The organism is Rhizobium mongolense USDA 1844 (assembly GCF_000419765.1).
Lineage (GTDB): Bacteria > Pseudomonadota > Alphaproteobacteria > Rhizobiales > Rhizobiaceae > Rhizobium > Rhizobium mongolense.
The window spans coordinates 185,917-210,477 of the sequence record NZ_ATTQ01000007.1 but is presented as its reverse complement, the minus strand read 5'-3'; the positions used below and the strand labels follow the sequence as shown (position 1 = coordinate 210,477).

Sequence of the window (24,561 nt, the reverse complement as noted above, 5' to 3'; positions counted from 1 at the left end):
AAAGTAACAACCGTTAGCCCCCTCGTGTCTGGCGCTTTTCCTGCCAGACTGCCTCTATAGTTGCGACAGTGCTGGAGAAATTATGCAGTCGCCAAAGATAGAGGCCCCCGATGAACACGAAGACCGCTACAGCGGCCAACGGGAGTACAATCTTGAGGACGGTAACCTCCCTTGAAGCTCTTTGATCATGAATAGGTTGCCCCATCGTCTCGCCCCGCTAACCCTTCGCAACCTTTTAACCTCGAAGGTGCCTCGTCCACAGCCTAAGATCACCAGTGACCGATCATGCCGCATTTGAGACCTCGGTCACGGTCGCGTCACGCCCCCAAAGCGACCATTGTGGGTTACGTTACGCACGTTCAAGGGAACTGGGGCGGCCCTTTCAAATGCAGTTCGCTGGCCTTCATCGCGATCAGAAGGAACGCGAACACGAGTGGAAAAATTGTCAGCGTCAGCCGGATTAGCACCCACTTCGGTAATTCGTTGATGGACTTATAACGAAACACATAGGGCGCCATAAGCGCTACCATCATCGCGAGAATCCCTGCCAACAGATAGAAGAAAATGTCCTCAAACCGCAGCTGAATCATGTGCTCCCCACAGTTCAAACGTTGCCAGCCACAACTTCAGTGAAAGAGAGAAAACTGACAAGTGCTTATGGTGGCATCGGTTACCGAATTGCGGAAAATCCAGCTTCACGCAATCGAGCGCGGCGGCGAGCCGGCGAACTGCTGAAGGAATTCGACGCACGGCCCGCTAATGCGCAGAAACAAAGTGGGGTCACCCCTACTTTGATTTCCCAACGGCAGGCGGCGGAAAACGCTGGCTTGTCAAAGGACCAGCAGGTCCCAGGCGGCGGCTGGCTGACGTATACTGCGCAAGAGCGCGGCGAGGTTCGCGCTCCCAACCAAGGCCGTAGCGCTTCCGCGTTGGAAGCGCCAAGTGCCGGAGATATCGGCCTCACACATAAGAAAGTGCCCGCCTCTCCCGGGGCATAGGGCGCTCATTTCCTCCAGGCGGCATCTTTCCTCAGGAAGCCCGGAAAACGCGCTGACGGCGCGCGCAGGAGGCAAACCGCGGCTTTATCGCCGGGTTGCAATGCCCCAGAGGCCGGCAAGATCGTTCAGCCCCATGCGGAGCATGTCAGCGCCCTTGCTCGCCAGGAGTTCAGTGAGCGCAAAGCCTTCACCGCAGACCGCAGACACGAGCCCATAGATGCGGACGCCGAGCAGCGCCCGGCATCTGGCAAGTTCCTTGCCCGCGTTCGCCTGCCGCTCGGAAATCGGATCGCGCGCCTTGCCGCCGTCGACATGCTCGCGACCGTAATCAAAGCACCAGCACCCTTGCCGCCCATAGCCTCAAAGAGCGCCCGGAAACGATCAGCAGCGGCGACCTGGGCCGCATCGAGTACACCGCGCGAAGCGAGCGTCGTGATTGCGCTTTCGCGAACGTTGACCATCGCCGGAATGGAGCGAGGGTTCTTCGAATCGGCTGGATGGGCGCGGGAAAAATACGGATTCTCGACAAGAGTCGGCCGGAGTCGGGCTTTCGATGGCGCTGGCATGCGGCAGAGAATGCCAGATTGTCGGGGAGACGTGAAGCCAACTTTCCCCCAGATTTTCCCCCGAGGCGATTCGTAACTGAAATCGTTTCAGATCTGAAACAATACTTATTGCTTTTGCTGGATTTTTTGGTGAGAGCGATGGGGCTCGAACCCATGACCTACTGATTAAAAGTCAGTTGCTCTACCAGCTGAGCTACGCTCTCCCTTGACGCCTTGAACTCAAAACAGCCCCCGGCCGGAAGTGCGCGGAACATATGCAGGCGACCTATTGTGGTCAACCGAAAAATCTCCCTTTTTCGCCGCGTTAGGCATATTTCTTGCCGGGGCTCGAAAAGGTGATTGGCATTCGGTGGATTGCGGCGCTAAACATCCGCCAGATTGCAGCCGGAGAGAATGCGTGTCGATTGCCGATATTTCCCTGTTGAGCGCCCTGCTTGCGGGTGCCCTCTCCTTTCTCTCTCCCTGCGTGCTTCCCCTCGTTCCGCCCTATCTCTGCTACATGGCGGGCATATCCGTCGAGCAGTTCCGGGGCGGCAATGCTGTTGCGGTTGCGCCCGATGTCCGGCGCGGAGTGCTGTTTTCGGCGCTGTTCTTCACGCTCGGGTTCGCCACGGTCTTCGTCGCGCTCGGCGCCGGCGCTTCCAGCATCGGAATGCTGCTGCGCCAGCATCTGGATCTTCTGGCAAAGGTCGGCGGCCTCATCATCATCATCATGGGGCTGAACTTCCTCGGTGTCTTCCGAATTGGGCTTTTCGCGCGCGAGGCCCGTTTCCAGAGCGGCGGCAAGCCGGCGACGCTGACAGGCGCCTATATCATGGGACTTGCCTTCGCCTTCGGCTGGACGCCCTGCATCGGGCCGGTGCTCGGCGCCATTTTGGGGGTTGCGGCATCGCGCGAGACCGTCGGCTCCGGCGCGGGGCTCCTCGCCGTCTATTCGCTCGGCCTCGCTATTCCCTTTTGGATCGCCGCCGGCTTTTCCGGTGCCTTCATGAAATTTCTGGCGCGCTTCCGCCGCCATCTCGGCACAATCGAAAAGATCATGGGAGGCTTCCTCGTGCTCACGGGGCTCGCCTTCATCTTCGGTTTCGTCAGCGATATTGCCATTTGGTTCCAGCAGACCTTTCCGATCCTGATGCGGATCGGCTGAAGGCAGCACATCATAGCCTGCAAAGAGTAAGCCGCCGTACAGATCGCGATCAGATCAGCCTTTCTTCCGGCTGAACTTTTCCCGCAAGGCAGTAGGAATATCCCGCAATCCGCGGCCCGGCTCGATGCCTTCGCGCATGACGACGCTGCGTAGCGGCGGAAACGCCGAGAGGATGTGGAGGCCCGCGGCGCGCAGCATCTGCACCGGCAGGAAACCCGAGAGAAGCGAGCGGTTCAGCAAATCGACGCTGACCGTTCGCGTCATGATGTCGGCGCGGCGCCTACGGTCGAACCGATCGCCCGAATCGGCTGGTATCGGCAGTTCGGGCCGGTCGCAGAGAATATCCGTCAGCGCCATAATATCGCGCAGGCTGAGATTGAGGCCTTGCGCCCCGATCGGCGGGAAGACGTGCGCGGCTTCCCCGATCAGCGCCATCCGGCCCTTGCCGAAGCGGTGCGCCATCATGCCCGAAAGGGGCCAAATCTGGACGCCTTCCTCGACACTCACCTTGCCGAGCAGCGACTGCATCCGCTCCTCGACGCCATTGCTCAATTCGGCAAGCGACAATTCGAGACCAGCGGCGGCATCCGACGGATCCTGTACCCAGACCAGGCTAGAGCGGTTGCCGCGCAAGGGCACCTGGGTAAAGGGGCCGCATTCGGTGTGAAATTCCGTCGAGGTGTTTTCGTGCGGCAGCGAGTGGCTGAAATTCAGCACCATTGCCGACTGCGGATAGGACCAGTTGCGTGCACCAATGCCGGATTTTTCCCTAAGCTTCGACTTGCGACCGTCGGCGCCAACAGCAAAATCTGCAGACAGCATCTCGCCGCCCGCCAGCATAATGGAAACGGCATTCTCGCCGATATCAATGCTGTCAGCAAAAGCAGTGAAGCGCTTGATATTGCCTTCGATGGCGACCGCCGCCTCGAGCACGTCGGTCAAAGCCTTGTTCGGGAAGTTGTAGCCGAAGGCATCGAGCCCGACTTCGACCGAGCGGAACGTCGTGGTTGGTGCACGCAGCAGGCGATGTGTGCCGTCGATGATGCGCATGCTTTTCAGCGGCGCGGTCTCGGGCTTCAGCTTTTCCCAGAGCGTCAGGCGATCGAGGAAGCGGATAGACTGATCCATCAGCGCCGTCGTGCGCCGGTCCTCGGTCGCGGCGGGAGGGGCAATCAGCGCCACGCTGCGGCCGCCGCGGGCGAGTGCGATCGCGGCCACCATGCCGGCGAGACCGCCACCGATCACCGCCACTTCGAAATGTTTCATTGCATCGCTTCCGTCACCAGAGACGGCGAGCCGGCATTATGCCGCCGGCTTCGCCTGACGGCGCCAACTATAGCCCTTGCCGACCTCCGCGTCACGCACAGCCGGCTGATAATGATGGGGAATTCCGGGCAGCCGGTTTTCGGAAAGGCGCTTGATTGCCGTTTCATTGGTCACGGCGAAGCTGTCGATCCCGACGCGCAGCATCAACGGGATCTGGTCGATCAGCACATCGCCTACCGCCCGCAATTCGTTGGCATAACCCAGTCGCTCGCGCAGCAGTGAAGCATGGCTGAAGGCACGGCCGTCGCTGAATGCCGGAAAAGCAACGGCGATGATATCGAGGCGATCGAGGTGAGGCTCGAGCTTGCGGACGTCGTCGGCGGGCTTGATGAGCACACCAAGCCCGACATCGTTGCTCTCTCCGGCCCTGGCGATCAGATCGTCGAGGCCGAGCAAAGGCTTCTGATCTTCGGTCGCTTTCACCTCATCGCTCTCGATCACCCAGGGATCGTTGGCGACAAAACCGGTTTCTCTCCAAATCTTCGTCATCATCCCTCCTTATGCCGCTTCCGCAGCCGCGCCATAGAGCGCATCCTTGAAAGGCTGCGGACCGACGCGGCGATAAGCTGCAAGGAAGGTTTCAGACGGGTCCCGGCGGATGCTTAGATAGGTATCGACGATCGTCTCGATCGCGTCCGTCACCTTGTCCGGTTCGAAGCCGCGGCCGATGATCTCGCCGATCGAGGTGTGTTCGTCGCCGGAGCCGCCAAGCGTGATCTGATAGAGTTCGGCACCCTTCTTCTCGACGCCGAGCAGGCCAATATGGCCGACATGGTGATGCCCGCAGGCGTTGATGCAGCCTGAGATCTTGATCTTCAGTTCGCCGATCTCCGCCTGACGCGCCGGATCGCCAAATCGCTTGGAAATCTCCTGCGCAACCGGAATGGAGCGCGCATTGGCGAGCGCGCAATAGTCCAGCCCCGGACAGGCAATGATATCTGTGATGAGGCCGGCATTGGCAGTTTCCAGACCAGCCGCGACCAGGCCGCGATAGAGGGCTTCCAGATCGCCCAGCGCCACGTGCGGCAGGATGAGGTTCTGTTCATGGCTCACGCGGATTTCGTCGAAGGCATATTCCTCGGCGATGTCGGCAACGGCATCCATCTGCGCGTCAGAGGCATCACCCGGGATGCCGCCGATCGGCTTCAGCGAGATCGTCACCATGCCGTAATCGGGGTTCTTGTGCGGCGCTACATTCTGCTGCACCCAGCGGGCAAATGCCGGATCGGCCTTCTTCCAGCGGGCAAGGTTCTCCCAGCCTTCGGCGCGTTCCGGCAGCGCGGGCGGCGCGAAATAGGCGGCGATCGCCTGGACGTCCTTCTCCGGCAGCTTGAGCTCGGTATCCTTGAGCTGCACGAACTCAACCTCGACCTGGCGCGCCAGTTCCTCGGCACCGGTTTCGTGCACGAGGATCTTGATGCGCGCCTTGTACTTGTTGTCGCGGCGGCCGTGCAGATTGTAAACGCGCATGATCGCGGTCGTGTAGGACAGCAGGTCCTCTTCCGGCAGGAAGTCGCGGATCAGCTTGGCGACCATTGGCGTGCGGCCCTGGCCGCCGCCGACGTAAACGGCAAAGCCGATCTCGCCCTTGTCGTTCTTCTTCAGATGCAGGCCGATATCGTGGACCTGGATCGCCGCGCGGTCGCGCTCGGCGCCGGTGACGGCGATCTTGAACTTGCGCGGCAGGAACGAGAATTCCGGATGTACGGACGACCACTGGCGCAGGATTTCCGCATAGGGACGCGGGTCGGCGACTTCGTCCGCGGCGGCACCAGCGAAATGATCCGCCGTGACATTGCGAATGCAGTTGCCGGAGGTCTGCATGGCATGCATCTCGACCGTCGCAAGTTCGGCAAGCACGTCCGGCATGTCGGAGAGTTTCGGCCAGTTGAACTGCAGGTTCTGGCGGGTCGTGAAGTGGCCGTAGCCGCGGTCGTAGGTGCGGGCGATATGGGCGAGCATGCGCATCTGACGCGAGGAGAGCGTGCCGTAGGGGATGGCGATGCGCAGCATATAGGCATGGAGCTGCAAATAGACGCCGTTCATCAGGCGCAGCGGCTTGAACGCATCCTCGGCAAGCTCACCGGACAGACGGCGCTGGACCTGGTCGCGAAACTGCTCGACGCGCTCGGCGACAAAGGCGTGGTCAAATTCGTCGTAACGGTACATCAGCTTCCTCAGACTGCAATGAATTCGGGATCGGCCGGCTTGTAGCCCGGCGCATATTCCATGGTCGGGCCCTGGGCGCGGATGCGCTCGCGGAGGCGCAGTGGCCATAGAACTCCGTTGGTTTCCTGAACTTCGATGACGGCAACGTCAACGACCTTGTTGTCGGCATAGGATTTCTTTCCGATCTCTTCCAGAGCCGTCACGGCCTCGGCATGGCGGGCGACGAGCGCATCCTGCAGCGAGGTTACCCATTCGCCGCCGGCGTCAAGCCAGACGGCCACGCCGTCCGTCAGCCTGTTGGCGGTCAGAACCTTGTCGACCATGTTCAGCTCCTTGCAAATTCCGGCGCGGTCGCCTCATGGCGCACCAGTGGCTCGGACAGTTCGAAATTGGCGCCTGCGACAGCATCGCCGATAATGACCATGACCGGTCCGGTCAACTCGTCACGATGCTGCAAGTCGGGAAGATCGCGCAGAATGCCGTGCAGTAGGCGACGGTCCGCACGGCTGGCATTCTCGACGACGGCAACGGTCGTCTCGGCGGGAAGCCCGGCGCTCATCAGCCGCTCGGAGACCGAGGCTGCGACGGTACGTCCCATATAGACGGCGATCGTCGCGCCGGACACGGCAAGGCTTGCCCAATCGGGCAGCACGTCGCCGGTCAGATCATGCCCGGTCGTGAAGACCAGCGACGAGGCAACGCCGCGCAGCGTCAGCGGCAGCTCGAAATCGGCCGCGGCGGCGAAAGCGGAAGTGATGCCCGGAACGACCTCGTAGCCGATGCCCGCGGCACGCAGCGCCGCCATCTCTTCCCCTGCCCGGCCATAGACCAGCGGATCGCCGGATTTCAGGCGCACGACGCGCTTGCCCTGGCGTCCAAGCTGGACAAGCAGATCGTTGATCTCTTCCTGCGATTTCGAATGGCAACCCTTGCGCTTGCCGACCGAAAGGCGCTCGGCATCGCGGCGGCCCATATCGACGATCGCCTGCGGCACCAGCGCATCGAAAACGATGACGTCGGCTTCCATCATCACGCGCTGGGCGCGCAAGGTCAGCAGATCTTCGGCTCCAGGACCGGCACCGACGAGCCAGACGCGGCCGTCAACCTTTTCCGTCGGGCGCAGGAGGCCGTTTGCGGCACGCCGCGCTTCGGGAAGATTGCCGTTTGCAACGGCGTCCGCCACTCGACCAGAGAAGAAACGGCGCCAGAAGACCCTTCTGGCGACGCCGCGCGGAACGAGATGTTCGACGGTCCCGCGGTAGCTCGTCGCAAGATCGGCCAGGCGGCCGAGCGATGGCGAAAGCAACTGATCGACCTGGGCACGGATCATCTGGGCAAGCACCGGACCGGCACCTTCCGTGCCGATCGCAACGGCGACCGGCGCGCGATTGACGAGAGCGGGGGTGAAGAAATCGCAATAGTCCGGCTGGTCGACTGCATTGGCCGGAATTCTGACCGCCCGGGCCGCTTCCACGACCGCGCGATCTTCGGCAGCATTACCGGTTGCAGCAAAAACAAGCGTCGCACCATCCACCTGCTCGGGCGAGAAAGCACCACGAACCGTTTCGATGCGATTGGAAATCAGGAACGAATGATAATCAGCCTCGGGATGGTCCGTATAAGCAACAATGCGGGCGCGCGTATTCAGCAGCAGGCGCGCCTTTGCGAAGGCCTCGTCTCCATTGCCGAAAACGGCTGCGATCCGCCCTTCCACACGGAAGAATGCGGGAAACACCGATAGCTGTTCGTTGCTGGACGGCATTATCATTCCACTTCGAAGTTGGCCGACTATGCCTTTTACGGTCAACGGATTGAAGAAACAGAAATTCGAAAGCTCCGCTGAGCGCGTATTCTTTTGCTCGCCTTCTCAAGGATTTGAGAAAAGTCGCCCGGTCGTTTGAAAATGCTGCTGCAGCGCATCATAAGCTGGTGACAAATGCGCAGATTCGGCGGGATCATGCATTCCGCTTCTCGGCGGCAATCGGTAAACTGCAAGAAACAGGAGAACACCATGCCGGAAAAGACGATTGCCTCCCGACTTCTCGAAGTCATCGAGAATCATATCCTGCCGATCACGGAACTCGGCGTTTCCGAAGGCAACAAGGTCTTCGGCGCGGCAATCCTGCGAAAATCCGACCTGGCGCTGGTCGTCGCGGAAACGAACAACGAACTCGAAAATCCGCTATGGCATGGCGAAGTCCACACATTGAAGCGCTTTTACGAGCTCTCCGACAAGCCCTCGACCAAGGATCTCATCTTTCTCTCGACGCACGAGCCCTGCAGCATGTGCATGTCGGCGATCACCTGGGCGGGTTTCGATAATTTCTACTATTTCTTCAGCCATGAGGATTCGCGCGACAGCTTTGCCATCCCGCATGATCTGAAGATTCTGAAGGAGGTCTTCGGCCTCGAACCGGGCGGATACCGCCGCCACAACGCGTTCTGGAACAGTTTTGCGATCGCCGACCTCATCGAAACCGAGGACGAACAGCTGAAAACCGATCTCAAAGCGCAGGCCGCCAGCATCAAGGCCCGCTACGATGCGCTGTCCGACATCTATCAGGTGTCCAAAGACGCCAATGCCATCCCGTTGAACTGAGATATCATGGAAGCTTCAAAAGACATTTCGCACCTGATCGAGATCATGGCTGCACTGCGCGATCCCGAAACCGGCTGCCCCTGGGACATCGTCCAGACCTTCGAAACGATCAAGCCCTACACGATCGAGGAAGCCTACGAGGTCTCCGATGCGATCGAACGCAACGACATGGACGATCTTTGCGAGGAACTTGGCGACCTGCTGCTGCAGGTCGTTTTCCATGCCCGTATGGCCGAGGAAGCCGGCGAATTCACCTTCGGCGACGTCGTCGAAGCCATCACGCGCAAGATGATCCGCCGCCACCCGCATGTCTTCGCGCGATCCGATGCCGACACGCCGGAACTCGTCAAGAAGCAATGGGACGAGATCAAGCAGGCGGAGAAACACGAACGTGCCGAAAGGCGCGCAAGGCGCGGCGTTTCCGAAGATTTCAAAGCAGGCTTTCTTGGTTCCGTGCAGCGGAGCTTTCCCGCGCTCACAGAAGCGCTGAAACTACAGGAACGCGCCGCAAAGGTCGGCTTCGACTGGTCGGCTCCAGAGCCCATCCTCGACAAGATCGAGGAAGAGATCGGCGAGCTTCGTGCCGCACTCAAGGAGGGCAATCACGCGAAGGTCAGCGATGAACTCGGCGACCTGATCTTCGCCATTGCCAATATCGGCCGGCATGTACAGGCCGATCCCGAGCAGGCGCTTCGCGGCACGAACACGAAATTCAGGCGGCGATTCAATCACATCGAGAAAACACTTGAAGCAGATGGCGAAACGCTGGAAGCGGCAACGCTGGAGCGCATGGAGGAAATCTGGCAGGCCGCCAAGGCGATCGAGCGTGCGGTCGCGGGGGAATGACATCTCCGCGGCTAGCGTCGAGGGTCGACGCTCATTCGTCGAATCTGCCGCCTTCGGCATAGCTGCGCGAAGGCGAAGCCGCAGGCTTCGAAGGATCACCTCCCCTACGTCGCCTTTGCGGTATGGATCCGCTGAATGCCTGCCCTTTGCCACCAGCGTCCATCCCATACTCTCCTCACAGGACGCCAGCTACCGGGTGCGCGGGGTGAATGACTCACATGCCACTAGAGAAGTGTCTCCTGCACCCAAGGACTTGAGCGCTGGATCCCCTCGACAGGCATAGGGATGAGGGCAAGGAGGCAAGGCGACACCAAACTGCGACAGCTTCCGCGCCGAACCGTCTTTTCATCCGCAACGGACACCGGGTCTCGAATTTGCTTAGAAGTGATCAGCGGTCAGGCGTCTGGCTATTCCCAGTCTTCCTTCTGCGGCTTCGGGCCGTCGCCCATGCGCCGTTCCAATTCGGCCGCTTCGCTTTCGGCGAGCCTTACATCGAGCGTCACCGTGCCGTCTTCATTGTCCTCGCGGCCGTCGACGATCGAATGTTCGTAAAGCCAGGGTAGCAGCGCCAGCTTGCCCAAAGGCAGCTTAATCGTCGTCGCGGTCATCACCCCGGAAAGGCGCTTGCTGATTTCCTGCATCAGGTGATCGATGCCCTCGCCGCTAATGGCCGAAACAGCGACCACGTTTTCGGCGCCTGCAACCTTCTGCACCATCGCATCATGCGTTTCCGGTTCGAGACGGTCGATCTTGTTCCAGACTTCGACGATGCGTCGTGCGCCTTCGGCATCGTCGATACCGAGATCATTCAGGATGCGCATCACGTCTGCGCTCTGCGCCTGATTATCGGCATCCGACATATCACGGACGTGGAGGATCAGATCGGCTTCCAGCACCTCTTCGAGCGTTGCGCGGAAGGCGGCGACAAGATGCGTCGGCAGGTCGGAGATGAAGCCGACCGTATCGGACAGGATGACGGTCCGGCCATGCGGCAGCTTCATGCGGCGAAGCGTCGGGTCAAGCGTGGCGAAGAGCATGTCCTCCGCAAGCACGCCTGCGCCGGTAATGCGGTTGAAGAGCGTCGACTTGCCGGCGTTGGTGTAGCCCACCAGTGCCACGATCGGATGCGGCACCTTCTTGCGCTTGGCCCGGTGCAACTGGCGGGTGCGCACAACCTGCTCCAGCTCGCGCTCCAGCTTGATGATACGATCCTGCAGCAGACGACGGTCGGCTTCGATCTGCGTTTCGCCCGGGCCGCCCATGAAGCCGCCGCCGCCGCGCTGGCGTTCAAGGTGGGTCCAGCTGCGGACCAGACGGCCCTTCTGATAATTCAGATGCGCGAGATCGACCTGCAGCGTGCCTTCCTTCGTGGAGGCGCGGCGGCCGAAGATTTCCAGGATCAGGCCCGTGCGGTCGATGACCTTGGCATTCCACTCCTTCTCGAGATTGCGCTGCTGCACCGGCGTCAGGGGGTGATCGACGATCACCAGGCCGGAATCATGCTCATCGAGCTGCGCCTTGATTTCCTCGATCTTGCCGGTGCCAAGCAGCGTGGCCGGACGCGGTTCTGAGATCGGTACGATCGCGCCGTTGACCACATCCAGATCAATTGCCTCTGCGAGACCGGTCGCTTCGTCCAGGCGGCTCTCCGGCGAGCGGGTCGCAGCTCCTTCGATGGGCGCACTCCTACTCCGCGCCTGCTTGAGCACAGGCACGACGACGGTTGCCCGCATATCATCCCGAAGTCTCTGAGCCTCCGGGATGATGGAATCATTCCTGGTATCGCGTGTCGAAATGACTGCTGCCCCTGTTAGGACGCTGCTTCTTCGCTCTCGAACATCTGCATGGGCTGACCCGGCATGATCGTTGAGATCGCGTGTTTATACACGAGTTGCGAATGGCCGTCACGGCGAAGAAGAACGCAGAAATTGTCGAAAGAAGTGACAACGCCCGTGAGCTTTACGCCGTTAATGAGAAAAATTGTGAGAGAAATCTTTTGTTTGCGAACAGTATTGAGAAATAAGTCCTGCAAATTCTGAGAACGTTCCGCCATCGCGCCGCTTCTTTCTTTATTGCCGGCTTGATCTGGCCGGTGAATATTAATCAACCTCTCCTGAAAGACGGATGGTAACCCTCATCCCTTCCGTCCAGCAAATCTTGGTATCAAATCGCAATCTTTTCCGCAACGTCGAAAAAGGCTTCTCGAATATTCTGCGAGATCGTACCGGGATGACCGTTGGCGATCGTCTGCCCGTCGATGGAAATGACGGGAAAACAAATGCTTGTGGCAGCCGTGATGAAGACCTCGCGTGCCGCCAGCATTTCGGCAACGGTGAAGTTCCGCTCGGCGATCCTGAGGTCAAGCTTCACCGCGACATCCATCAGTGTCGTGCGCGTGATGCCGCGCAGAATGCCATGTTCGGCAGGGCGCGTGATCAAGGTGCCGGCGGCGTCGACCATCCAGACATTGGTCGCGGCACCTTCTTTCACGCAGCCGTTGGCATCGACATAGATGGCCTCCTGGGCGCCGGCTTCCTTCGCCTGCTGGCGGACCAAGGCATTCGAAAGAAGACCGACCGTCTTGATGTCAACCCGATCCCAGCGATTGTCCGGAACGGTGATCGCCTTGATGCCGTTTGCGTTTTTCTTCGCGATGACCGCAGGATCGGTGCTTTTGGCCGTGATGACCAGCGAAGGCTTGGTGCCTTCGGCCGGAAAGACATGGTCGCGGCGCGCCACGCCGCGCGTCACCTGCAGATAGAACAGGCCGTTGCGTACCTTGTTTCGGCGCGCCGTTTCACGAATCACATGGATCATCGCCTGGCGGCTCATCGGCCAGGCGATACGCAACTCGCCAAGCGAGCGGTTCAAGCGATCGAGATGGCGCGTGATATCAACGATGTAGCCGTGACGTATTTCGCAGACCTCGTAGACGCCGTCCGCGAACTGGTAGCCTCGGTCTTCGATATGGACCATCGCATCGGCGTGCGGCACGTAGCGGCCATTTACATAGGAAATTCTCGGCATGGAAAACCTGGATCTAAGGCAATGAAATGGGAAACCGGCGCAGAAAACTGCGCCGGAGCAATCAGACGCCGAGCGACTTCAGCTTACGGTGAAGCGCCGAGCGCTCCATCCCGACGAATTCCGCGGTGCGCGAGATATTGCCGCCAAAACGGTTGATCTGCGCGATCAGATAATCCTTCTCGAACATCTCGCGGGCTTCGCGCAGCGGAAGCGTCATGATGTGGTAGTCGTTCTTGGCAGACACCTTGGGCAGCATGTCGCCGAGGTCCGTCGGCAGCATGTCGGCTGTGATCGGTGCATCCGGGCCATCCGAGCGTGCAAGGATCATCAGACGTTCGATATTGTTGCGCAGCTGGCGGATGTTGCCCGGCCAGTCATGAGCCTGCAGCACCGCCATTGCATCGTCGCCGATACGGCGCAGGCGGATGCCCGCCTGCTCGGAAATCTGACGCATCAACTGATCGACAAGGAATGGGATATCCTCCCGACGCTCCGCTAATGCCGGTACGCGAACGGGGACGACCGCGAGGCGATGGTAAAGATCCTCGCGGAACCAGCCTTCGGCGATGCGGCTTTCCAGATTGTAAGCCGTCGAAGAGATGATACGGACATCCACCTTGACGCGCTTCGATCCGCCGACGCGCTCGAACTGCTGGTCGACAAGCACGCGCAGGATCTTGTTCTGCGTCTCGCGCGGCATTTCGCCGACTTCATCAAGATAGAGTATGCCGCGGTGGGCCTCTTCCAGCGCCCCGGTCTTGCGCGCTTGGCCAGGGGAGCCTTCCGTCCCGAAGAGGGCGACTTCCATGCGGTCCGGCGTAATGTTCGCAGCGTTCAAGGCCACGAACGGCCCGTTGGCGCGCGCCGACTTCTTGTGGATCATCCGCGCCACCAGCTCCTTGCCGGAGCCGGATGCGCCGAAGATCATGATGCGGCTGTTGGTCGGCGCGACCTTTTCGATCGTCTGGCGAAGCTGCGAGACCGCGACCGAAGTGCCGATCAGTTCGACGGCGTCGCCTGCGCGCCGCTTCAGCTCAGATACCTCCCGCTTCAGCTTCGAGTTTTCCAGCGCGCGTTCGGCAATCAGGATCAGGCGATCAGCCTTGAAGGGCTTTTCTATAAAATCGAAGGCGCCGCGTTTGATGGCGGAAACAGCCGTTTCGATATTGCCGTGGCCCGAAATCATGACGACCGGGATGTCTGGATGGCGCGTCTTAATCTCGTCCAGCAATGAGAGACCGTCGAGTTTGCTGCCCTGCATCCAGATATCCAGGAAAATCAGGCGCGGCGCGCGATCAGAAATCGCGGCGAGCGCGCTGTCGCTGTCATGCGCGGTACGCGTCTCGTGTCCTTCATCAGAGAGGATGCCGGAGACGATCTCGCGAATATCATGCTCATCATCGACGACGAGAATATCAGAGGCCATACACACTTTCCTTGTCATTTGACGCCGGGGCGGCGGGAACCGGCTCGAGACGCGGCAGATGCACGCGGATCATGGCCCCCCTTCCCTGGTCGAAATCAGCGGGCGCATCATGCAGTTCCAACTGCCCGCCATGCTCTTCAATGATCTTCTTGACGATTGCGAGGCCAAGGCCAGTGCCCTTCTCCCGCATCGTCATGTAGGGCTCCAGGATGCTGTGCCGGTTTTCCACTGGCAGTCCCCGGCCGTTGTCGATGACGTCGACCGTGAAGCGGTCGCGGCTCTCATCCAACGACGCCCTTACGAGAACCTTCCGTTGATCGCGCTCGCCGCTCGGGACAGCCTCAATGGATTCGACCGCATTCTTGATCAGGTTTCCGAATGCCTGGCCCAGCATGCGGCTGTCGAACTGGCCCTCCAGCGGTTTGTCGCCGAATTCCTGCAGGAAGCTCACATGCGTATTGCCCATCTCACGCAGGAAGATGGCATCGCGAAGAATATTGCGCAGATCGGTCTGTTCCTTCGTCGGCTTGGGCATGCGCGCAAAAGCCGAGAATTCGTCCACCATGCGGCCGATATCGCCAACCTGCCGGATGATCGTATCGGTACACTGATCGAAGACCGTGCGATCCTCCTGATTGATCTGCTTTCCGTAACGGCGCTGGATGCGCTCGGCGGAGAGCTGGATCGGCGTCAGAGGGTTCTTAATCTCATGGGCGATGCGCCTTGCCACGTCGCCCCAGGCCGTCGAGCGCTGCGCAATCACGAGATCGGTAATGTCATCGAGGGTGATCACGTAGGAATCGCTCGTATCGCGAACTTCCTCGCGCGTGACCTGCACGCTCAGCGTTCGCACCGTTCCGCCGCGCACGAGGGCAATCTGCTTGCGGAAATCGCCGCGGTAGCGCGATGCGGCTTCGGTCAGCACCTGATCGACTTCGGGAGCAATTTCATTCAACTGCTTCCCGAGCATCTCGCGCGCCGGCAGCGACATCAGCGTCTCGGCAGAACTGTTGACGATGGTGATCCGCCGGTCGCTCTCGACGCCTATCACTGCGGCGGTGACACCCGACAGCACGGCCTCGATGAAGCGGCGGCGGTCGTCGACCTCGTCCTTCGCCTCCAAAATCTCGTCGCGCTGCGTGCGGATTTCCGAAATCATCTTGTTGAACGTGCGGGACAGGTTTGCAACGTCGCCATCGACCGCATGAACCGGCACGACGATATCCATGTTGCCGGACGCCACGCTGTCGGCCGCCGTGATCAGCAGGCGGATCGGGCGGACGATCCGGTCGGCAACGGCAATAGCCGTCCAGATCGCCGCAAGCAGCACGATCAGGGCAAAACCGATATAGAGAACCGCGAACGCAATCTGCAGCGAGACGCGGCCCGCCTCCATCGAGCGATATTCCGTCGCATTCTCCTCCATCATGCGCATTGCGCCCATGACCTTCGGATCGACGGCGCGCACGGTGTAGAGGAACGCGCTTGGAATCTGCTCGAGTTTGATGATGGCGCCGACAAGGTTGGTTACGCCCGGCGGAATGAGCGTCGGCTGGCCGGCGGCGGCTTTCTGCAGGGCATCCTGCGGGATCGCGGGTAACGGCTTCTCGGTCTTGATATCCGCCTGAACGATGACAGTGCCGTCGCTTTCAACTAGGAATGCGCCCAGCAGCCCGCGGCCCCGCGCCTGACGCGTCATCAACTCCCCGAAGCCCGTGCGGTCGAGGTTGTAAAGCACCCGGTTGCGTTCCAGGTCGTTCGCCATGGAGATGGTCTGGCCCTGCAGATAGCTGGCGTTCTCCATCATGTAGGCCTGGCCGATATTGCGCGACGAACTGACGATGGATTGCGTGCGCAGCGCGAACCAGCGGTCGAGCCCGGCATTCAGCGTGATACTTGCAAAGATCGCCACCAGGATCGCCGGCGTGATGGCGACGATCGAGAACAGGACGACGATCCGAATGTGCAAACGGGCAGCGGCGCGGCCGCGCGTGCGCGCTTTGAGCAATCGCGCAACTTCGCGTCCGATCAGCGCTATCAGTGCAAGCACGAAGAAGGAATTTACCACGACCGAAGTGATGACGACGCGGGTCGTCGGGTCGATCGGCGTCACACCCAGCAGAATGAAGAGCGTCAGCGTCGCGCAGAGCAACGCTCCGCCGGCCAGGACAAGGCCCGGCAGCGCAAACAGCGCCCGGCGATCGGTAACGGTCGAGACCGTATCGCTGTCTGCCGCAGGCGGTGCCGCATCCTGCTTCATAAAGTCATCACTCCAAGCGGCAGAAGCCGGTATGTCACGGTTCATCGACTGGATATGATCGCCATGCATGCAAAGCCCCCGGCGTCTCAGCCTTCTGCTGAAACGGCGCCGGACAGCCTGAAACATGAGCTTCAGCAGCCTCGATGCGATGGCGAAGTCCAAACCCTATGCGTGACCTTTAAGCAACGCATTGTGGCGAAAATGCAACGCGGCCCACAGCCTTGTCAAGCTGTTCGAGAGCTTCTGTAAACGGAGACGCCGAGTTCGCGGATCTTTTTGCGCAGCGTATTGCGGTTGAGTCCGAGCAAATCCGCCGCTTTGATCTGGTTGCCGCGCGTGGCCGTCAATGCGGCGAGGATCAGCGGATATTCCAGTTCCGTCAGCACCCGGTCGTAAAGGCCCGGAGGCGGCAGATTATCGCCGAAACTTGCAAAATAAGTCCGCATGTTTTCTTCCACTGCCTGGGAAATCGACATCGATCCCGCGCGGATCGGCCCCTTGTCGATCGGGCTGTCCGGCACGTCGGAACGAAGCTCGGCTTCGATTATCTCTCGGGTGATCACGTCCTGTGGATAAAGTGCCACCAAGCGGCGGATAAGGTTCTCCAACTCGCGCACATTGCCCGGCCAGGCGTAGGCCTTCATCAGCTCGATTGCTTCCTGGTCAAACCGCTTGGTACCGAGCCCTTCCTTTTCGGCCTGCTGGATGAAGTGCCGAACCAGGTCCGGAATATCCTCGGCGCGGTCGCGCAACGGCGGAAGCCGCAGCGGGACGACGTTCAAGCGGTAATAGAGGTCCTCGCGGAAGAGCCCCTGGTTGATCGCCTGCTTCAGATCCTTGTTGGTCGCCGCGACGATGCGGACGTCCGTGCGGATCGGCGTACGCCCGCCGACAGTCGTATATTCGCCCTGCTGCAGCACGCGCAAAAGACGCGTTTGTGCGTCCATCGGCATATCGCCGATTTCATCGAGGAAGAGCGTGCCGCCTTCGGCCTGCTCGAAGCGGCCGGTGGAACGGGTCTGCGCCCCGGTAAAGGCACCCTTTTCGTGGCCGAAGAGCTCGGATTCGATGAGGTCACGAGGGATGGCCGCCATGTTGATCGCCACAAACGGTCCGTTGCGGCGCTTGCCGTAATCGTGCAGCGCGCGGGCCACAAGCTCCTTGCCGGTGCCGGATTCGCCCGTGATCATCAGCGTCAGGTCGGTCTGCATCAGGCGGGCGAGGACGCGATAGATTTCCTGCATGGCCGCGGAACGGCCGACAAGCGGCATGCCGTCCTGCATATCTTCGTCGAGCTTGGCTGGCTTCTTCTTCGGCTCCGCGAGCGCGCGACCGATAATGCCGATGAGTTCAGTCAGGTCGAAGGGCTTTGGAAGATAGTCGTAAGCGCCCTTCTCAGAGGCTTTGATGGCCGTCATGAAGGTGTTCTGCGCGCTCATGACGAGCACCGGCAACTCTGGACGAGCCTTCTTGATTCTCGGCAGCAGATCGAAGGCGTTCTCGTCCGGCATCACCACGTCAGTCACGACCAGATCGCCCTCGCCAGCCGAAACCCAGCGCCAGAGCGTGGCGGCATTGGAGGTGATGCGAACATCATAACCTGCACGGCTGAGCGCCTGGTTTAGCACGGTACGGATGGCCGCGTCATCATCCGCGACGAGGATCGTTGCTGTCATCGAGAAGTTCCTGTTGGGTTTGCAATTGCCGCATCATCGGCCGAAGCATCCTTGGAAGCCGGCATAAGGACGCGGAACGTCGTCTTGTTGTTCTGGCTGTCGCATTCGATGATGCCGCCGTGATCGCCGATGATCTTGGCGACAAGTGCAAGGCCGAGGCCGCTGCCGTTCGTCTTCGTGGTGATGAACGGATCGAAGAGATGCGGCAGCAGATCGGACGGCACGCCGGGACCGTTGTCCTGGACGCAGAACTCCAGCGGCAGCGAGATTTTCTCGCGCGTTCCGGCGACAGAAAGGCGGATGCCGGGGCGATAGGCCGTCGTCAGCATGATCTCGCCGTCCTGCCGGTCTCCGACTGCTTCGGCTGCATTCTTCACGAGGTTGAGGAAGACCTGCACGAGTTGATCGCGGTTGGCGTAAACTGCTGGCAGCGACGGGTCGTAGTTCTCGGTGATGCGCATGTGCCGGGCAAAGCCTGCCTTTGCCACCGCCTTCACATGGTCGAGCACCGAATGGATGTTGACGGGCAGACGATCGACAGGGCGTTCGTCTGAGAAGACCTCCATGCGATCGACCAGCGATACGATGCGGTCGGTCTCGTCGCAGATGAGCCTCGTCAGCGCGCGGTCCTCATCGACGACCGATTGCTCGAGAAGCTGGGCGGCTCCACGAATGCCGGAGAGCGGATTCTTGATTTCGTGGGCGAGCATGGATGCAAGGCCCGTCACCGACCGGGCGGCCGCCCGGTGCGTCAGCTGACGATCGATCTTGTCGGCCATCGAACGTTCCTGGAACACCACGACGACGGAGCCGGGCTCGCTGATCACCGGAGCGACATAGATATCGACCAGCTTGTCCTGGCCAAGACGGGGCGAACTCAGGTCGACGCGGTATTCGTTGACGGGCGCCCTGCGCTCCCGCACCTGATCGATCAGGGCCAGTAGTGGGCTTCCGAACGGAATGAAGGTGGAAATCTTGTAGCGGGCAAGGTGCGACGCGCTGGCGCCGAAAAACGATTCCGCCTCCCAATTTGCGAAGGCGATCAAGCCCGCCTCGTCGACCATCACCACCGGATTCTGGATCGCGTTCAGCACTGCCATCGCAACGCCACCGGTATGATCGGCTTGAACCTTGTCCATCATGCCGCCTCCCGGCTTTTTGAAATTTCCAAACCGGCCGCCAGCGCATCGCGAAGGCGCCAGACAACTTCTGCCCGTGTATGCGATGTCATGATTGCCGCCTTCTGCGAAACCGGCAGCAACGGTGCGAAACGCTCCAGATACCAGCCCAGGTGCTTGCGGGCATGGCGGATAGCCGTCGCTTCCCCATAGAAATCCAGCATCATTTCGTAGTGCTCGACCGCAATATCCGGAATTTTCTCCGGCGACGGCGCGGCTGCGCCAGCCAGCGCGCCTGCATGCCATGGCCGCCCCTGACAACCCCGGCCGATCATCACCGCATCAGCGCCCGAGCGGCGAAGGATCTCCTGCGCATCTGCCTGTGTGTCGACATCGCCATTTGCGATCAGTGGAACCGAAATTGCGTTGCGAACGGCGCGGATCGCGTCCCAATTCGCCTTGCCTTCGTAAAACTGCATACGCGTGCGGCCATGAATGGTGATCAGCTTTACCCCTGCATCTTCGGCACGCTTGGCGATCTCTGGTGCGTTAATCGAATTGTCGTCCCAGCCGAGCCGCATCTTCAGTGTCACCGGAATACCGACCGCCTTCACGGTTGCCTCGATAAGGCTCAGCGCATGATCCGGATCGCGCATCAGCGCCGAGCCGGAATAGCCGCCGATCACCTTCTTGGCCGGGCACCCCATGTTGATGTCGATGATGTCGGCGCCGCTATCGGCCGCGATCTTGGCCGCCAGCGCCATCCAGTGCGCCTCGCGGCCGGCGAGCTGCACCATATGCGGCTTGAAGCCGGCAGCCCTCAGTCGCGACCATGATTCGGCCGTGTTATTCACGAGCTCCCTGCTCGCGACCATCTCGGTAACAACAAGGCCCGCGCCATGGCGCCAGGCGAGTTGCCTGAAAGGCATGTCGGTGACCCCGGACATCGGCGCCAGCACAACGCGGTTGCGCACGGAGACATTTCCGATCTGCAAGGGCGCCGCAAGATTTATTGGATGCAATTGATTATCTTTCAGGCACACGATACTGCTGCACTATTTTTAGCCATACTAAAGGGGCTTGCCAAGAGGCTTCGGTGAGAATTGATATTTTTTGGGCAGATGCTGGAAAGCGGACAGCGAAGGCGATAGAGCAGTCATGCCGCTCTCCGCACATTTTTAGGGATTTATGCCGCAAATGCATTCGAAGCAACCGATCTCGGCTGGAATTGTCATCGTTGCTGCCGGCCGCGGCGAGCGGGCGGGCTCGCATGAGGAAGGTCCGAAGCAATACCGCTTAATCGGCGGAAAGCCGGTTATCACGCATACGCTTGAAAACTTCGTCACATGGGAGCACGCCGCCCACATCGTCGTCGTCATCCATCCTGACGACGACGCACTGGTCGCAAAGGCATTTAGCGAGGTGTTGTCCGCCACGCCGATCGAAGCCGTTCACGGCGGTGCGACGCGACAGCAGTCTGTTCTCGCCGGACTGAGGAACCTGAAAAACAAAGGCATTACGCATGTCCTCATTCATGACGCCGTTCGCCCCTTCTTCGACCACCAGCTTCTCGATCGCATTGCCGATGCCCTGGCCGGCGGTGCGCCGGCGGTCCTGCCCGCAATGCCTGTTGCCGACACGCTGAAGCGGGCTGACGGTACGGGCACGGTTCTGGAAACGGTTTCGCGCGAGCATCTTTTCGCAGCCCAGACGCCGCAATCCTTCGTCTACGACACCATCCTGTCGGCGCATGAAAAGGCAAGCGAGATCGGCCGCACGGATTTCACAGACGACGCATCAATCGCCGAATGGGCGGGGATTCCGGTGACAATCGTCGAAGGTGCTGCCGACAACGTAAAACTGACGGTCAAACGGGATATCGCCCTTGCCGACGACCGGCTTTCGTCGTCGCAGCTGCCCGACGTGCGCACCGGCAACGGCTACGATGTGCATCAATTGGAAGCCGGCGATGGGGTCACGCTCTGCGGCGTCTTCATCCCGCACGACCAGCGGCTCAAGGGCCATTCGGATGCGGACGTCGCGCTGCATGCCCTGACGGACGCGCTGCTTGCCACCTGCGGCGCAGGCGATATCGGCGATCACTTCCCGCCTTCGGACCCACAATGGAAGGGTGCCGCCTCGCGCATCTTCCTCGAACACGCGGCGAAGATCGTGCGCGATCGCGGCGGCACGATCATGAATGCCGACGTCTCGCTGATTGCCGAAGCGCCGAAAGTCGGCCCGCACCGCGACGCGATGCGGACCAATCTCTCCGAATTTCTGGGCATCTCGATCGACCGCTGCTCAGTGAAGGCCACGACGAACGAGGCGATCGGCTTTGTCGGCCGCCGCGAGGGCATTGCGGCGATCGCAACCGCGACCGTCGTCTATCGCGGAGCAAAGGGGTAAGCATGTTCACCGCCGACATTCTCTCGCTCGCGGAGAACATCGTCCGCGATTTCACGACGGCAAAGAAAATGATCTCAACTGCTGAATCCTGCACCGGGGGGCTGATCGCCGGCGCGCTCACCGAAATCTCCGGCTCCTCGGCAGTCGTCGATCGCGGTTTCGTCACCTATACCAATACCGCCAAGATCGAGATGCTCGGCGTTCAGGAACGCACACTCGAAAGCTTCGGCGCCGTTTCCGAGGAGACTGCGCTGCAGATGGCGCACGGCGCCCTTTTCCGCTCCCGCGCCGACGTCGCGGTCGCTGTGACGGGGATTGCCGGGCCGAGCGGGGGCTCGCCGCAAAAGCCGGTCGGACTGGTTCATCTGGCGGCGAAATCGCGCACCGGCGCCCTCATCCGCCGCAAGATGCTCTATGGCGATATCGGCCGCGACAAGGTCCGTCTTGCATCCGTACAGACGGCGCTGGAAATGCTTATCGAACTCCAGGAAAACCGGGCCTAATCCTGCGCTTGGAACAAAGAGCACTGGCGCCCGTTCCTATGCCGGATTTCATTCCGCAAGGGGTTACGTCGATGAGATATCTGGCCGCAATCGGAGTTGCTTTGAGCCTGGGCTGCGTATCGGCTGCCGAGGCCCCGTCAAACTATCAGACATATCATGGTATCCGCGTCGATTCCGACCCGGTCTTGTTGGCGAAATACGACCGGGCGCTTGGATATTGCCAGTACGAGGCGATGTCGTGGCGAAGAGGGTCGCCCAACCCGTACAGCCTCGTTTACAACGCGGCCCTGAGAAGTTGCCTGTCCCGGCGCAACTTTATTGATCGGGGGGCATATGCCTATCCGGCAAATCGGTACTTCGATCACTTCTTCGATCGGTAAGGCTGTCAGGACATGGCCGTCTGACGGCTACCGGTAGATCGCTTCCGCCCTCTTTTCGAAAGCCTCGGAAAACATGCGGAAGGCGCGGTCGAACATCGAGCCCATCAGCGCACCGAGGATCCGACTCTTGAACTCGTAGTCGATGAAGAAATGGATGGTGCAGCCGTCACCGGCCTCCTCAAAGCGCCAGCGATTGTCGAGATACCGGAACGGCCCGTCGATATATTTGACGTCGATGAAGCGCTCCGCCTTGTTGACGAGCACCTGCGTCGTGAAGGTCTCGCGGATCGCCTTGTAGCCGACGGTCATGTCGGCAATCAGCAAGATCTTGCCGTCGCGCTCCTTGCTGCTGCGTATGCTCAGGGCTTCGCAGAGCGGCAGGAATTCCGGATAGCGTTCCACATCGGCCACGAGGTCGAACATCTGATTGGCGGAGTGCGGGACGCGGTGATGCGTTTCGAATTGCGGCATGATCGGCAGTTAAGCGGGAGAGCCGAGAAGATCAAGAAGCTCGCGCATCTGATGGCGTGATTTTAGCTGGAGAACCGGGAAGACATCGGGGCCGTGGGCGGCCATGGCGGCGAGAACCATGGGCGAATGCTTCTTTTCGAAATTCCAGATGTAGCGCAGGAATTCGAGATCGACCTGCTCCGGACAGCCCGGCGTCATTTCCGGCCGTGTACGCCCAATCCACTTCAGCCAGCGGCTGACGGCGCCCCAAACGCATATCAGACGCGGCATGCGGACCCACAGGACGATATCGGTCCGCGGCAGCCGGAGATCAAAGCTCGACGTATTGGTTCCGTCCATGATCCAGCGATCTCGCTTGATCCGTTCGGCTATCAACGCCCGCTGCTCCGGCCTTGCGCGTGCGACCCGGCCCGGCAGCCAGAAGAACTCCCGATCCATGGAAATGAAGGGCAGGCTGAAGCGCGTTGCGATCTTCCGCGCAAGCGTGGTCTTGCCGCCGCCGGAGCAGCCGACGACGAGTACGCGATCAGCCGTCTTCAGCCGATGGGCGGCATCCCTGACATCGCTCAACCAGGCCATGGCATCCTCCAAGGAAAAGCCGCGGGAGGTCGCCGCGGCTTTCAGAAAATGCAAGCCTTCGTTGATTATTCCGCCGCCATCAGCAGCTTCTTTTCGCGCGCCGCCCTCAATCGCGTGAAGTCGTCGCCGGCGTGGTGCGAGGAGCGGGTGAGCGGGCTCGATGCCACCATTAGGAAACCCTTGGTGTAGGCGACGGTTTCGTAGGACTTGAATTCATCCGGCGTCACGAACTTCTCGATCTTGTGGTGCTTGCGGGTCGGTTGCAGGTACTGGCCGATCGTCAGGAAGTCGACGTCGGCGGTGCGCAGGTCGTCCATCAATTGGAGCACTTCGTTGCGCTCTTCGCCAAGGCCAACCATGATGCCGGACTTGGTGAACATCGTCGGGTCCAGTTCCTTCACGCGCTGCAGCAGGCGAATGGAGTGGAAATAGCGGGCGCCTGGGCGGACCGTCAGGTAGTTCGACGGCACGGTTTCCAGATTGTGATTGAAGACATCCGGCTTGGCGGCGACCACGCGCTCCAGCGCGCCCGGCTTGCGCAGGAAGTCCGGCGTCAGGATTTCGATCGTGGTTGCCGGAGATGCGGCGCGGATCGCCCAGATCACCCTCTCGAAATGCTCAGCACCGCCGTCTTCCAGATCGTCGCGGTCGACCGAGGTGATGACGACGTGGGAAAGGCCCATCTCCTTCACGGCCTTGGCGACGTTTTCAGGCTCTGCCATGTCGAGCGCGTTCGGCTTGCCGGTCGAGACGTTGCAGAAGGCGCAGGCACGGGTACAGATCTCGCCCATGATCATGAATGTCGCATGCTTCTTGTCCCAGCACTCGCCGATATTCGGACATCCGGCTTCTTCGCAGACGGTGACGAGCTTGTTTTCCTTCACGATCGCGCGCGTTTCGGCATAGCCCTTCGAGGTCGGGGCCTTGACGCGGATCCAGTCCGGCTTGCGCATGACTTCCGTATCGGGGCGGTTCGCCTTTTCCGGATGCCGCACGCGCTTGGCGTCGGGATTGATCGTGTCGAGAATGGTTACCATTGCAGTATCAACTTTCCGCCGCTC

Annotated in this window: 23 protein-coding genes and 1 tRNA gene; 6 read left to right on the top strand and 18 right to left on the bottom strand. The window is 60.5% G+C overall.

Annotation, left to right across the window (positions count from 1 at the left end; translation table 11 throughout):
- Positions 1–359 precede the first annotated feature (359 nt).
- Complete coding sequence (locus A3C3_RS0115665) at positions 360–590, bottom strand: hypothetical protein (protein ID WP_022715535.1); 231 nt, start codon at positions 588–590, stop codon at positions 360–362.
- Positions 591–1,691: 1,101 nt separating this feature from the next.
- A tRNA-Lys gene (locus tag A3C3_RS0115650) sits at positions 1,692–1,767 on the bottom strand.
- Positions 1,768–1,961: 194 nt separating this feature from the next.
- Between A3C3_RS0115650 and A3C3_RS0115645 the strand changes: the two genes are divergently transcribed.
- Positions 1,962–2,711 carry a cytochrome c biogenesis CcdA family protein gene (locus A3C3_RS0115645; RefSeq protein ID WP_022715532.1) on the top strand — a complete coding sequence of 250 codons (750 nt, stop codon included), beginning with the start codon at positions 1,962–1,964 and terminating at the stop codon, positions 2,709–2,711.
- Positions 2,712–2,765: 54 nt separating this feature from the next.
- Here the strand turns inward: A3C3_RS0115645 and A3C3_RS0115640 are convergent, their stop codons facing one another.
- Genes A3C3_RS0115640 through cysG form a run of 5 tightly spaced genes read right to left on the bottom strand, consistent with a single transcriptional unit; the run spans position 2,766 to position 7,968 of the window.
- Positions 2,766–3,977, bottom strand: a complete 1,212-nt coding sequence (locus A3C3_RS0115640) for a UbiH/UbiF family hydroxylase (RefSeq protein WP_022715531.1) — start codon at positions 3,975–3,977, stop codon at positions 2,766–2,768.
- Positions 3,978–4,013: 36 nt separating this feature from the next.
- Positions 4,014–4,526: a DUF934 domain-containing protein gene (locus tag A3C3_RS0115635; protein ID WP_028739687.1), complete on the bottom strand. Its 513-nt coding sequence runs from the start codon at positions 4,524–4,526 to the stop codon at positions 4,014–4,016.
- Between the two features lie 9 nt (positions 4,527–4,535).
- A complete protein-coding gene (locus A3C3_RS0115630) occupies positions 4,536–6,206 on the bottom strand; it encodes a nitrite/sulfite reductase (protein ID WP_022715529.1) in 1,671 nt (556 codons plus the stop codon).
- An 8-nt stretch (positions 6,207–6,214) separates the two neighbouring features.
- Complete coding sequence (locus A3C3_RS0115625) at positions 6,215–6,529, bottom strand: DUF2849 domain-containing protein (protein WP_022715528.1); 315 nt, start codon at positions 6,527–6,529, stop codon at positions 6,215–6,217.
- A gap of 2 nt (positions 6,530–6,531) precedes the next feature.
- A complete protein-coding gene (cysG, locus tag A3C3_RS0115620) occupies positions 6,532–7,968 on the bottom strand; it encodes a siroheme synthase CysG (RefSeq protein WP_028739686.1) in 1,437 nt (478 codons plus the stop codon).
- Positions 7,969–8,217: 249 nt separating this feature from the next.
- Here cysG and A3C3_RS0115615 point away from each other — a divergent pair, with 249 nt between their 5' ends.
- Together A3C3_RS0115615 and mazG are read left to right on the top strand one after the other, a co-directional pair.
- Positions 8,218–8,805, top strand: coding sequence for a nucleoside deaminase (locus tag A3C3_RS0115615; RefSeq protein ID WP_028739685.1), 588 nt, complete (start codon positions 8,218–8,220; stop codon positions 8,803–8,805).
- Positions 8,806–8,811: 6 nt separating this feature from the next.
- Positions 8,812–9,651, top strand: a complete 840-nt coding sequence (mazG, locus tag A3C3_RS0115610) for a nucleoside triphosphate pyrophosphohydrolase (RefSeq protein WP_022715525.1) — start codon at positions 8,812–8,814, stop codon at positions 9,649–9,651.
- A gap of 407 nt (positions 9,652–10,058) precedes the next feature.
- Here the strand turns inward: mazG and hflX are convergent, their stop codons facing one another.
- The 8 genes from hflX to dusB all read right to left on the bottom strand — a co-directional run bounded on the left by hflX (position 10,059) and on the right by dusB (position 20,201).
- Positions 10,059–11,384 (bottom strand): GTPase HflX, encoded by a 1,326-nt coding sequence (hflX, locus tag A3C3_RS0115605; protein ID WP_022715524.1) that lies wholly within the window; start codon positions 11,382–11,384, stop codon positions 10,059–10,061.
- Between the two features lie 77 nt (positions 11,385–11,461).
- The gene (gene hfq, locus A3C3_RS0115600; protein WP_003539403.1) at positions 11,462–11,704 is read right to left on the bottom strand and encodes an RNA chaperone Hfq; all 243 of its coding nucleotides are present in this window, start codon (positions 11,702–11,704) and stop codon (positions 11,462–11,464) included.
- Positions 11,705–11,814: 110 nt separating this feature from the next.
- Positions 11,815–12,678 carry a D-amino-acid transaminase gene (locus tag A3C3_RS0115595; protein WP_022715523.1) on the bottom strand — a complete coding sequence of 288 codons (864 nt, stop codon included), beginning with the start codon at positions 12,676–12,678 and terminating at the stop codon, positions 11,815–11,817.
- Between the two features lie 61 nt (positions 12,679–12,739).
- A complete protein-coding gene (gene ntrX, locus A3C3_RS0115590) occupies positions 12,740–14,104 on the bottom strand; it encodes a nitrogen assimilation response regulator NtrX (protein WP_022715522.1) in 1,365 nt (454 codons plus the stop codon).
- On the bottom strand, positions 14,094–16,364 hold the full coding sequence (locus A3C3_RS0115585) for a sensor histidine kinase NtrY-like (RefSeq protein WP_028739684.1): 2,271 nt from the start codon (positions 16,362–16,364) through the stop codon (positions 14,094–14,096). The genes ntrX and A3C3_RS0115585 overlap by 11 nt, the downstream gene beginning before the upstream one ends.
- Positions 16,365–16,588: 224 nt before the next feature.
- Positions 16,589–18,040 carry a nitrogen regulation protein NR(I) gene (gene ntrC / locus A3C3_RS0115580; protein ID WP_022715520.1) on the bottom strand — a complete coding sequence of 484 codons (1,452 nt, stop codon included), beginning with the start codon at positions 18,038–18,040 and terminating at the stop codon, positions 16,589–16,591.
- Positions 18,037–19,182, bottom strand: a complete 1,146-nt coding sequence (locus tag A3C3_RS0115575; protein WP_051154473.1) for a two-component system sensor histidine kinase NtrB — start codon at positions 19,180–19,182, stop codon at positions 18,037–18,039. The genes ntrC and A3C3_RS0115575 overlap by 4 nt, the downstream gene beginning before the upstream one ends.
- On the bottom strand, positions 19,179–20,201 hold the full coding sequence (gene dusB, locus A3C3_RS0115570) for a tRNA dihydrouridine synthase DusB (RefSeq protein WP_028739683.1): 1,023 nt from the start codon (positions 20,199–20,201) through the stop codon (positions 19,179–19,181). Before dusB ends, A3C3_RS0115575 begins: the two co-directional genes overlap by 4 nt.
- Positions 20,202–20,346: 145 nt before the next feature.
- Here dusB and A3C3_RS0115565 point away from each other — a divergent pair, with 145 nt between their 5' ends.
- From A3C3_RS0115565 to A3C3_RS47045, 3 genes are all read left to right on the top strand, one after another.
- Positions 20,347–21,567, top strand: coding sequence for a bifunctional 2-C-methyl-D-erythritol 4-phosphate cytidylyltransferase/2-C-methyl-D-erythritol 2,4-cyclodiphosphate synthase (locus A3C3_RS0115565; RefSeq protein ID WP_022715517.1), 1,221 nt, complete (start codon positions 20,347–20,349; stop codon positions 21,565–21,567).
- Positions 21,568–21,569: 2 nt separating this feature from the next.
- Positions 21,570–22,070: a CinA family protein gene (locus A3C3_RS0115560; RefSeq protein ID WP_028739682.1), complete on the top strand. Its 501-nt coding sequence runs from the start codon at positions 21,570–21,572 to the stop codon at positions 22,068–22,070.
- Between the two features lie 71 nt (positions 22,071–22,141).
- Positions 22,142–22,450 carry a hypothetical protein gene (locus A3C3_RS47045; RefSeq protein ID WP_028739681.1) on the top strand — a complete coding sequence of 103 codons (309 nt, stop codon included), beginning with the start codon at positions 22,142–22,144 and terminating at the stop codon, positions 22,448–22,450.
- Between the two features lie 27 nt (positions 22,451–22,477).
- Here A3C3_RS47045 and A3C3_RS0115550 read toward each other — a convergent pair whose 3' ends face one another.
- The 3 genes from A3C3_RS0115550 to lipA all read right to left on the bottom strand — a co-directional run bounded on the left by A3C3_RS0115550 (position 22,478) and on the right by lipA (position 24,537).
- Positions 22,478–22,921, bottom strand: a complete 444-nt coding sequence (locus tag A3C3_RS0115550) for a type II toxin-antitoxin system RatA family toxin (protein ID WP_022715514.1) — start codon at positions 22,919–22,921, stop codon at positions 22,478–22,480.
- 9 nt (positions 22,922–22,930) lie between these two features.
- A complete protein-coding gene (locus A3C3_RS0115545; protein ID WP_028739680.1) occupies positions 22,931–23,500 on the bottom strand; it encodes a P-loop NTPase family protein in 570 nt (189 codons plus the stop codon).
- 65 nt (positions 23,501–23,565) lie between these two features.
- Entirely contained in the window at positions 23,566–24,537 is a 972-nt protein-coding gene (lipA, locus tag A3C3_RS0115540) for a lipoyl synthase (protein ID WP_022715512.1), read from the bottom strand.
- Positions 24,538–24,561 lie beyond the last annotated feature (24 nt).